The 10,630-nt window shown below is 69.8% G+C and carries 11 protein-coding genes; 10 read left to right on the top strand and 1 reads right to left on the bottom strand.

Annotated features, from left to right (window positions below; genetic code table 11):
* Positions 1–344 precede the first annotated feature (344 nt).
* The 10 genes from PHC73_RS04125 (at position 345) to acpS (ending at position 9,400) form a co-directional block, all read left to right on the top strand.
* Positions 345–1,343 (top strand): MucB/RseB C-terminal domain-containing protein, encoded by a 999-nt coding sequence (locus PHC73_RS04125; protein WP_300124806.1) that lies wholly within the window; start codon positions 345–347, stop codon positions 1,341–1,343.
* Positions 1,340–2,779, top strand: a complete 1,440-nt coding sequence (locus PHC73_RS04120) for a DegQ family serine endoprotease (protein ID WP_300124803.1) — start codon at positions 1,340–1,342, stop codon at positions 2,777–2,779. The genes PHC73_RS04125 and PHC73_RS04120 overlap by 4 nt, the downstream gene beginning before the upstream one ends.
* 111 nt (positions 2,780–2,890) lie before the next feature.
* Complete coding sequence (gene lepA / locus PHC73_RS04115) at positions 2,891–4,696, top strand: translation elongation factor 4 (protein WP_300124800.1); 1,806 nt, start codon at positions 2,891–2,893, stop codon at positions 4,694–4,696.
* 2 nt (positions 4,697–4,698) lie between these two features.
* Complete coding sequence (gene lepB / locus PHC73_RS04110; RefSeq protein WP_366949797.1) at positions 4,699–5,463, top strand: signal peptidase I; 765 nt, start codon at positions 4,699–4,701, stop codon at positions 5,461–5,463.
* A gap of 115 nt (positions 5,464–5,578) precedes the next feature.
* Positions 5,579–5,938, top strand: a complete 360-nt coding sequence (locus PHC73_RS04105) for a DUF4845 domain-containing protein (protein WP_300124798.1) — start codon at positions 5,579–5,581, stop codon at positions 5,936–5,938.
* On the top strand, positions 5,935–6,615 hold the full coding sequence (gene rnc / locus PHC73_RS04100; protein ID WP_300124796.1) for a ribonuclease III: 681 nt from the start codon (positions 5,935–5,937) through the stop codon (positions 6,613–6,615). The genes PHC73_RS04105 and rnc overlap by 4 nt, the downstream gene beginning before the upstream one ends.
* Entirely contained in the window at positions 6,608–7,525 is a 918-nt protein-coding gene (gene era / locus PHC73_RS04095) for a GTPase Era (RefSeq protein ID WP_300124794.1), read from the top strand. Before rnc ends, era begins: the two co-directional genes overlap by 8 nt.
* 11 nt (positions 7,526–7,536) lie before the next feature.
* The gene (gene recO / locus PHC73_RS04090; protein ID WP_300124792.1) at positions 7,537–8,268 is read left to right on the top strand and encodes a DNA repair protein RecO; all 732 of its coding nucleotides are present in this window, start codon (positions 7,537–7,539) and stop codon (positions 8,266–8,268) included.
* Positions 8,265–9,014, top strand: a complete 750-nt coding sequence (gene pdxJ / locus PHC73_RS04085) for a pyridoxine 5'-phosphate synthase (RefSeq protein ID WP_300124790.1) — start codon at positions 8,265–8,267, stop codon at positions 9,012–9,014. The genes recO and pdxJ overlap by 4 nt, the downstream gene beginning before the upstream one ends.
* Positions 9,011–9,400, top strand: a complete 390-nt coding sequence (gene acpS, locus PHC73_RS04080) for a holo-ACP synthase (RefSeq protein WP_300124787.1) — start codon at positions 9,011–9,013, stop codon at positions 9,398–9,400. The genes pdxJ and acpS overlap by 4 nt, the downstream gene beginning before the upstream one ends.
* Here acpS and PHC73_RS04075 read toward each other — a convergent pair.
* Positions 9,395–10,630: cation:proton antiporter (locus PHC73_RS04075; protein ID WP_300124785.1), on the bottom strand; the 1,236-nt coding region annotated here is incomplete at its 5' end. The genes acpS and PHC73_RS04075 overlap by 6 nt on opposite strands.

The raw sequence follows: 10,630 nt of genomic DNA, 5'->3' as shown, positions 1-10,630 counted from the left end.
CAGGCACCGCTGGCCCAGGCACCGCAGGCGGTGAGCACGACGGTGGCCTCGCGCGCCGATGCGGCCGACGCCAGTCGGCTCGAGACCTACTTTGCGGTGTATGCGGAAAACGCGCTGTTCTCCGGCCAGGACACCCCCTCGCTGGCCCGCAGCGTGCGCGCCGATCAGGCACGATGAGTCCATCGGCGGAAATGCTGAAAAATCCGCCCGGGATTTTTCAGCTCGCTGCCGCGCCGCACATGCCGGCGCGGTGCACCATGAGCGGACGGCCTGCGACCGCGGTCGCAGGCGGGACCTCCTGCCCCGGGCGCAAGCCTTTGATCGATCAACGCTTCTCCCGCGCGATGAAGCGCGCCTTGGCGCTGCTCGCGCTGGCCATCGGTTGCGCGCAGGTGCGCGCGGAAGGTATGCCGGCGGTGCTGCAGCGCATGCTGGATGCTGCCGGCTCGCTCAACTACCGCGGCCACGTGGTGCAGATCGAGGGCAATCACACGCAGAGCCTGCGTGTGATGCACCGGGCGGGAGCCAACGGCGGCGACGATCGCGTGCACAGCCTGCAGGGCCGGTACTGGGAGCTGCGGCGCACCGGCAGCGCGTGCCGCGTGGCCTTGACCGATGGCAAACCGGCGCGCGACGAGGCGCTGGTGGCGGCGATGTTTCCCAGCCTGCTGCCGCAGCGCTTGCAGCGCCTGGCTCAGTACTACGATTTCGAGCCCATCGGCAGCGGCCGGCTGGCGGATCGCGCCGCCGAGTTCACCGTCGCCCGGCCGCGCGACCAGTTCCGTTTCGCTTACCTGCTGGTCACCGACGCGCAGACCGGGCTGTTGCTCAAGGCAAGCCTGATCGATGGCCGTGGCCGCGAGCTGCGGCAGGCTTTTTTCGTCGACCTCGAGCTGTTGCCGGAGCTGCCGGCGGCGGACTGGGAGCAGCCGCACCCGGCCGCGTCGCCGGCGCTGGTCTGGAGCGAGTACACGCTCGACCGGCGCGAGTTGGGCAAGGACGTGCCATGGCGCCTGAGCAGCCTGCCACCGGGTTTCCGGCTGGGTGACTACGCGCGCGGACGTCTGCCGGGCGGCAGTCAGGAGGTCGAGCAGCTGACCGTGTCGGATGGTCTGGCGACGGTGTCGGTGTTCATCGACCGCGCATCGTCTGGCGAACAGCCGCTGCAGGGCGTCAGCCGCATCGAGGCGCTGCCGGCTTATGGCACCACCATCGGCGGTCATCACGTCGTCCTGCTCGGCGCCGTGCCGGTGGCGACGCTCGAGCATATCGCCAAGGCGCTCACGCCGGCCGGCACGGCCGCGAGCGCCGGCGCGCCCGCAGCGGCGGTCCAAGCGCCATGAAGGCGTTGGCGCGTGCCCTGTCGGGTTGGCTGCTGCTGGTCGGCGTGTCGGCGCTGACCGGCGCGCCGGTGGCCGCGAGCCCGCCGGATTTCAGCGCGCTGGTGGAAGAAAACAGCCCGGCGGTGGTGAACATCAGCAGCGAACAGGACGCCTCGACCACCCAGGCGTCGCGTCCGAAGCTGCCTTTCGAGCTGCCTGAGGGCATGGAGCTGCCCGATGGGGTGCCGCTGGAGGAATTTCTGCGCCGGTTTCTCGGCGAGTTGGGGGAGTCGCCCGAGCTGCCGAGTGAGTCGCTGGGTTCCGGTTTCATCATTTCCGCGGACGGCTACGTGCTGACCAACCACCACGTGGTCAAGGACGCCGACCAGATCATCGTGCGCCTGAGTGACCGCAGCGAGCTGCCGGCCAAACTGGTCGGCTCGGACGAGCGCAGCGACATCGCGTTGCTGAAGGTGGAGCCGAAGAACGGGCCGCTGCCGACGGTGAAGATCGGCGACCCGGCGCGCCTGAAGGCCGGCCAGTGGGTGCTCGCCATCGGCTCGCCGTTCGGTTTCGATCATTCGGTCACCGCCGGCATCGTCAGCGCCAAGGGCCGCGCGCTGCCGCAGGAAACCTACGTGCCGTTCATCCAGACCGACGTCGCCATCAATCCCGGCAACTCCGGCGGGCCGCTGTTCAACCTGGACGGCGAGGTGGTGGGCATCAATTCGCAGATTTACAGCCGCACCGGCGGCTTCATGGGGTTGTCGTTCGCGGTGCCGATCGACGTTGCCATGGACGTGGTCGACCAGCTCAAGAAGAGCGGCAAGGTCACGCGCGGCTGGCTGGGGGTGATGATCCAGGACGTGACGCGGGAGCTGGCCGAATCGTTCGGCATGGCGCAGCCGCGCGGCGCGCTGGTGGCGCGGGTCATGCCGGATGGACCGGCCGCCAAGGCCGGCATCGAGCCCGGCGACATCATCCTGCGTTTCGACGGCGAGGACGTCGTCTACTCGAGCGATCTGCCGCCGCGGGTCGGTCGCACGGCCATCGGGCGCAAGGTGGCGGTCGACATCCTGCACGCCGGCAAGCCGCGCACGCTACAGCTAGTGGTCGAGGCATTGCCGGCCGAGGCGGCGCCCGTGGCCGGCAAGTCCGCGTCGGCCAAGGTCAGCGTGGACCGGCTCGGCTTGGCGGTGGCGGATCTGACGCCCGCCCAGCGCGAACGGCTCGGCATCGACCGCGGCGGGGTGCGGGTGCGCCGGGTCGAGGCCGGCGCGGCGCGGGATGCCGGCGTGCAGACCGGCGATGTGATTCTGTCCGTGAACAGCGATGCGGTGGACGATGCGGCCGAGTATCGGCGTCTGGTCGAGCGCCTGCCGGCCGGCAAAGTGGCGCGGCTTTTGGTGCAGCGCGGCGACGATTCGTTGTGGCTGGCGCTGCGCGTGCCCAAATAAACCAACAAACCGCTAAACCGCCCCGACGCGGCGCTCCCTGCCGCGGGCGGCGAGCGCTGAATCGAGTGTCGCTTGCCTATACTGCCGCCCCCGTTCGCTTTGGCGCTGCCGATGACCCCCCTCGACCGCATTCGCAATTTTTCCATCATCGCCCACATCGATCACGGCAAATCGACCCTCGCCGACCGCTTCATCCAGCGTTGCCAGGGGCTCACCGAGCGCGAGATGTCGGCGCAGGTGCTGGACTCGATGGACCTGGAGCGCGAGCGCGGCATCACCATCAAGGCGCAGAGCGTGTCGCTGCGCTACACGGCACGCGACGGCAAGGAATACCTGCTGAACTTCATCGACACACCCGGGCATGTCGATTTCTCGTACGAGGTGTCGCGCTCGCTCGCCGCTTGTGAGGGCGCGCTGCTGGTGGTGGACGCCGCGCAGGGCGTGGAGGCGCAGACCGTCGCCAACTGCTACACGGCCATCGAGCAGGGGCTCGAAGTGTTGCCGGTGCTGAACAAGATCGACCTGCCCACCGCCGAGCCCGAGCGCGTCAAACGCGAGATCGAGGAAATCGTCGGCATCGACGCCGAGGATGCCGTGCCGTGCAGCGCCAAGACCGGCCAGGGCGTGGACGACGTGCTGGAGGCGCTGATCGCGCGCATTCCGCCGCCCAAAGGCGATGCGCAGGCGCCGCTGCAGGCGCTGGTGATCGACTCCTGGTTCGACAACTACCTCGGCGTGGTCGGTCTGGTGCGGGTGGTGAACGGCGTGCTGCGCGTCGGCCAGCGCATCCGCATCATGTCGACCGGCCGCGTGTACGGCATCGACCGGCTGGCCATCCACACGCCCAAGCGGCGCGACGTCGAGGCGCTCGGGCCCGGCGAGGCCGGCATCGTGATCGCCGGCATCAAGGACATCGACGCGCTGCCGGTCGGCGACACCCTCACCGAGGAGGCGCGCCCGGCGCCGGCGCCGCTGCCGGGCTTCCAGCGCGTCAAGCCGCGCGTGTTCGCCGGCCTGTTTCCGGTCGACTCGTCCGATTACGAGGCGCTGCGCGAGGCGCTGCGCAAGCTGCGCCTGAACGACGCGGCGCTCAGCTTCGAGCCCGAGACCTCGCAGGCGCTCGGCTTTGGTTTCCGCTGCGGGTTTCTGGGCATGCTGCACATGGAAATCGTGCAGGAGCGCCTGGAGCGCGAGTACAACCTTGAACTCATCACCACCGCGCCGACCGTGCTGTACGAGGTGCAGACCCGCGCCGGCGAGGTGCTGCTGGTGGACAACCCGGCCAAGCTGCCGGACCCGTCGGAGCTGGCCGAGATCCGCGAGCCGATCCTCGCCGTCAGCATCCTGGTGCCGCCGGCGTATCTGGGCGCGGTGCTCGCGCTGTGCGAGGAAAAGCGCGGCCGGCAGGTGCGCATGAGTCATCTGGGCGGGCAGGTGTCGCTGCAGTACGACATCCCGGCCGCGGAAGTGGTGGCCGATTTCTTCGATCGCCTGAAGTCGGTCAGCCGCGGCTTCGCCTCGTTCGATTACGAGTTCACGCGCTTCGAGCCGGCCGATCTGGTCAAGCTCGACGTGCTGGTCAACAAGGACAAGGTCGATTCGCTGTCGGTGATCGTGCACCGGGGGGCCGCCGCCCAGCGTGGCCGCGAACTGGTGGCCAAAATGGTGGAGTTGATCCCGAAACAGATGTTCGAGGTGCCGATCCAGGCGGCGATTGGCGCCAAGATCGTGGCCCGCGAGACCGTGCGCGCCATGCGCAAGAACGTCACCGCCAAGTGCTACGGCGGCGACATCACGCGCAAGCGCAAGCTGCTCGAAAAACAAAAGGAAGGCAAAAAGCGCATGAAACAGGTCGGCAACGTGCAGATTCCGCAGGAGGCCTTCATGGCCGTGCTGCACACCGGCAAGGAGAAGTGACGGTGGATTTCGCGCTGCTGCTGTTCGCACTGCTGGTGGTCAGCGGCCTCATCTGGGCGGTGGACGAGATCTGGCTGGCGCGCCATCGCACCGCCGCCGGCACGCCACCGGACGAGATGCCCTGGTGGGTGGAGTACGGGCGCTCGTTCTTTCCGGTCATCCTGGCGGTGTTCCTGCTGCGCTCGTTTCTGGTGGAGCCGTTTCGCATCCCGTCGGGCTCCATGCTGCCGACGCTGCACGTGGGCGATTTCATCCTGGTCAACAAGTTCACCTACGGCATCCGCCTGCCGGTGATCGACAAGAAGATCATCGACATCGGCAGCCCGCAGCGCGGCGACGTGGTGGTGTTCCGCTACCCGCCGGACCCGTCGACCGATTACATCAAGCGCGTGGTCGGCCTGCCTGGCGACCGCATCGGTTATTACGACAAGGTGCTGTACGTGAACGGTGAGCCGGTCACCCGGCGCGAGGCGGCGCAGACGGTGCGCGAGGGCGGCACCGAGTGGGTGCGCGTGCCCGAGCGGCTCGGCGAGCACGCTTACGTGGTGCAGTGGATGCCGCAGCGGCAGGGTCCGCAGGGCGAGGTGACGGTGCCGCCGGGGCAGTACTTCGTCATGGGCGACAACCGCGACAACAGCAAGGACAGCCGCTACTGGGGCTTCGTGCCGGACCGGAACCTGGTCGGCAAGGCGTTTTTCATCTGGATGAGCTGGGATGCCGACCGGTTTGCCGTCGACTGGCGGCGTATCGGCTCGGCCATTCCCTGACGGCCAGTCGATAATGGCGCAGCGGACGCACGATTTTTGCGTCGTCCACGACAGGGAGGATTCGCACATGCACGTCCGTTGCGCTGCCCGGCAGGGGGGGTGGTCGATTTTTTCCGTGGCCATCGCCGTTGCCGTGGCGGTGGTGTTTTTCATGGTGGGTCTGGCGATGTATCCCGGCTATTACGAGGCGTTTGCCGTGCGCAAGGCGGTCAACTCGCTGGCCGAGGACTCGACCATCGGCCAGATGGGCAAGCCGGCGATCTGGAGCCTGCTCGAGAAGCGCTTCGACATGAGCGGCCTGTACACGCCGACGCCGACCAAGGACAACCTCAAGCTCGACTACGACAAAAAGACCGGCAAGAAGCGCATCGTGGTCGAGTATGACTACGTGCGGCCGGTATTCGCCAACATCAGCGTAATGCTGCATTTTCGGCACGAGCTGCAGGTCGAGGGCACGGTGCCCGGGGACAGTTGACCAAGCCGCTCGATCTTCTGCAGCTGCGCCTGGGGCATCGCTTCGCCGATGAGGCGTTGCTGCGCCGTGCGCTCACTCACCGCAGTGCGCGGCGTCAGCACAACGAGCGCCTGGAATTCCTGGGTGATGCGCTGCTCGGCTTTCTGATCGCCGAGGCGCTGACGCAGCGTTTTCCCGACGCCAGCGAAGGCGAGCTGACGCGCCTGCGCGCGCGCCTGGTGAACGGCGAGGCGCTGGCCGAGGCGGCGGCCGAGCTGCGCCTGGGCGAGTTTCTGGAGCTCGGACTCGGCGAGCGCAAGACCGGCGGCCAGCGGCGGCTGTCCATCCTGGCCGACGCCTTCGAGGCGCTGATCTGCGCCATTTATCTGGACGCCGGCATCGAGGTCTGCCGCGAGCGCGTGCTGCACCTGCTGGGCCCGGCGCTGGAACGCGTGCAGCCCGGCGAGGCGCTCAAGGACCCGAAAACACGCCTGCAGGAGTGGCTGCAAAGCCGTGGCCTGGAGCGCCCGCAGTACCATCTGGTCGGTGAGCGGGAACGCGCCGGTGCCTGGGAATTCGAGGTCGAATGCCGCGTGGCGGGGCTGCCGACACCCTGTCGGGGCAGCGGTGGCACGCGCCGTGGTGCCGAGCAGGCCGCCGCCGCCCCCGCGCTGCAACAACTGCAAACCAATGACTGAATCCGACCCCAACCAGCCGCCGGTCGAGCGGGCCGGTTACGTGGCCATCGTCGGCCGCCCGAACGTCGGCAAGTCGACGCTGCTCAATCGCCTGGTGGGGCAGAAGCTCGCCATCACCTCGCCCAAGCCGCAGACCACGCGCCACCGCCTGCTCGGCATCCGCACCGAGGGCGGCGTGCAGGCGGTGTTCGTGGACACGCCGGGCATCCACCCGGGCGAGGGGCGGGCGCTGAACCGCTATCTGAACCGCACCGCCGCCGGCGCGCTCGAGGGCGTGGATCTGGTGATGATGGTGGTGCAGGGCACGCACTGGACCGCCGACGACCAGCGCGTGCTGGAGCTGGTCAAGGCCAGCGGCCGGCGGGCGCTGGCGGTCATCAACAAGATCGATCTGGTGCCGGACAAGGCGGAACTGCTGGCGCAGATGCAGCGCCTGGGCGACGCCGGCTGCTTTGCCGAGATCGTGCCGGTGTCGGCCCGCAAGGGCAGCAACGTCGAGCGCCTGGCGGACGTGGTCGGCCGCCTGCTGCCGGCCGGCGGGCCGCTGTTCCCGGAAGACCAGGTCACGGACCGCAGTCTCACGTTCATGGCCGCCGAGCTGGTGCGCGAGAAGCTCATGCGCCACCTGCATCAGGAACTGCCGTACGTGTGCACGGTGGCGGTCGAGAGCTTCATCGAGGAGCCGCAGCGCACCGAGATCAGCGCCATCATCTGGGTGGAGCGGCCCAGCCACAAGGGCATCGTCATCGGCAAGGGCGGCGCCATGCTCAAGCAAATCGGCTCCGAGGCGCGCGCCGACCTCGAAAAACTGCTCGAAACGCACGTGTTCCTGCAGCTCACGGTGCGCGAGAAAAGCGGCTGGACCGACGACGACGTGGCGCTGCGCACGCTCGGCTACCAGGGCGACTGAGCGCGTCCGGCATGGCAAGAGCCCGTTCCGCCGGCCAGGCGCCGGTGCTGCTGCAGGCGGCCTACGTGCTGCACCGCCGGCCGTACCGCGACAGCAGCCTGCTGCTCGAATGCTTCAGCCGCGCGCACGGCCGGCTGGGACTGGTGGCGCGCGGCGGACGCGGCAAGCTGGCCGGCGTGCTGCAGCCCTTCTCGCCGCTGCTGCTGTCCTGGACCGGCGCCGGCGACCTCAAGACCCTCACCCAGGCCGAGCCCGACGGCTACCTCGCACCGCTGCACGGCGCGGCGCTGGCGGCGGGCTTTTATCTCAACGAGCTGCTGCTGCGCGCCTGCGCGCGCCTGGATGCGCATCCGGCCGTGTACGACGCCTATGCGGCGGCGCTCGCCGCCCTGCCGGGCGGGGCGATCGAGCCCGCGCTGCGGCGCTTCGAGCGGGACTTGCTGGCCGGGCTCGGCTACGGCCTGTTGCTCACGCGCGATGCCAACGGCGCGGCCATCGAGCCGGCGGCGCGCTATCACTATCAGCCCGAACACGGCGCCGTGCCGGCCGTCGACGGCGCGCTGCCCGGCGCGGCGCTGCTGGCGCTGCACGCCGATGCGCTCGACGATGTCGCGCACTGGCCGGCCTTCAAGCGCCTGCTGCGCGCGCAGCTCGCCTGGCATTTCGGCGACCGGCCGCTGAAGAGCCGCGCGCTGTTCCGCGTCCTCGCCGGGCGCCCGCACTGCGAACCGGAAGCTCCATGACCGCATCACCCGCTGCCCGCGCGCCGCTGCTCGGCGTCAACATCGACCACGTGGCCACGCTGCGCCAGGCGCGCCACACGCCGTATCCGTCGCCCGTCGAGGCGGCCTTCGAGGCGCTCGCCGGCGGCGGCGATTTCATCACCGTGCACCTGCGCGAGGACCGTCGGCACATCCAGGACGCCGACGTGCAGGCGCTGCGCGAGCGCCTGCCGTGCCGGCTGAATCTCGAAATGGCGGTCACAGACGAGATGATCGACATCGCCGCGCGCCTTCGTCCGTCGGACTGCTGTCTGGTGCCCGAGCGGCGAGCGGAGCTGACCACCGAAGGCGGCCTCGACGTGGCCGGCCAGGAGAGCCGCATTGCCCAGGCCGTGGCGCAGCTCGCGGGCGTCGGCGTGCAGGTGTCGCTGTTCATCGACCCCGAGCCGCGCCAGCTCGAAGCGGCGTGCCGTTGTGGCGCGCCTGTGGTGGAGCTGCATACCGGCCGCTACGCCGAGGCGGCTGATCGCGACCGGCGGGTGGTCGAGCTGGCGCGCATCGAGGCCGCCGCCGCCTACGGGCGCGATCTCGGGCTCACCGTGAACGCCGGGCACGGCCTGAACCTCGACAACGTTGCCGCCATCGCCGCGCTGCCCGGCATCGTCGAGCTCAACATCGGCCACGCGCTCATCGCGCGGGCCGTGTTCGTGGGTCTGCGCGCGGCGGTGGCCGAGATGCGGGCCGCCATCGCCCGGGCGCGGTCGTGATCGCCGGCATCGGCGTCGACATCGTTTCCATCGCGCGCATCGCGCGCATGCTGGACCTGCACGGCGAGCACTTCGCGCGCCGCCTGCTGGCCGAATCCGAACTCGCCGACTACCGCGCCGCGCCGGCGCCGGCCGCCTTCATGGCCAAGCGCTTCGCCGCCAAGGAAGCTTTCGGCAAGGCGCTCGGTACCGGCATCGCGCAAGGCGTGACGCTGCCGCAAATCGCCGTACGCCATGATGCGGCCGGCCGGCCGTGGCTGGAGTTGTCCGGCGCCGCCGCCGAGCACTTGGCGCGCCGCGGCATCGTCGCCTGGCACCTGAGCCTTGCCGACGAGCAGGAGCATGCGGTGGCGATGGTGGTTTTGGAGCAGGCCGCCGCCTCATGACACTGCGTTTTCGAGCCCACGTTCGCGCCGCTCGCGTGCCGCGCCCTGCGGCGGGTCGGTGATCAGGTCTACCGCCTCGGCGGCGGCGTCCGCCATCGGCAGCAGAATGAGGTCCACGCCGCGGCTGCGCAGCGCTGGCAGGTCGTCCGGCTGATGGATGGCGACCGCGATGCGCTGCCGGTAGCCGTGGTTGCGCAGCGCGTCCACCAGCGCCAGGCGCGGGTCGTCGTGCGTCAGGCTGCCGCCGTGCACCGGAATGGCGCACACCACCCAGCTCGCGGCGGCCAGCGGCAGGCTGCGGCCGAACTCCGGATCGGCGGCGTCGCCGTAGTGGGCCGGCAGGCCACGCGCACGCCAGCGCGCCACCATTTCGGGATCGAAATCGACGCCCAGCACCGTGAGCCCGCGCGCGCGCAGGCCCTCGGCGATGGCCGTGCCGTAGCGGCCGAGACCGAACAGGATGACGTCGGCCGGCGCCGGCGCCTCGCCGGCCGCCTGCCGGCGTGTGACATCGGCACTGAAACGCGCCCGCAGCGGCTCCAGACGCGCATAACAGGCCGTTAGAAAACGGCCTGTTACCGCGAGGCAGGGATGCCTCGTGCGCCAGCCGGATACGCATGTATTTGGCTGGTCGGAGCCGTGCCCGGACCGGGGCCGGGCGCGGCGAGTCGAAAAAAGGGCGGGCAGCCCTTTTTCGACGGCCCGATAAAGCGCGCCCGAGTAGGTCACCAGGTAGGTGCTGACGCCGATGCTGGTGAGGCCCACCAGCGTCACCAGCGCCTGCGTGGCCGCATCGGCGAGCCCGGCCTGCACGGCCAGCGCCAGCAGGATCAGCGAGAACTCGCTGATCTGCGCCAGCGTGAGGCTGGCCAGAAACGCGCTGCGCCGGCCGTAGCCCGCCAGCGCCAGCACCGGCAGCACGATCAGCGGCTTGCCGACCAGCACGAAGGCGGTGAGCGCCAGCGCCGGTCCGAGCTTGCCGTCGAGCGCGCCGAAATCGAGGCCGGCGCCCAGACTCACGAAAAAGAACAGCAGCAGAAAATCCCGCACGCTGGCCAGGCGTGAGGCGAGCGCCTCGCGAAACGGCGTCGAAGCCAGCGACACGCCGGCCAGCAGGCCCCCGAGCTCCTTGCCCAGACCCAGCGTATCGGCGAGCGCCGCCAGCAGCGCCGCCCAGGCCACGGCAAACGTCACCAGCAGCTCGGGCGAGCGCGCCAGGCGCGCCAGCAG

Source organism: Immundisolibacter sp., assembly GCF_028696615.1.
Lineage (GTDB): Bacteria > Pseudomonadota > Gammaproteobacteria > Immundisolibacterales > Immundisolibacteraceae > Immundisolibacter.
Note: the sequence above shows the minus strand (reverse complement) of the source record. Positions and strands in the feature narration are given on the sequence as shown.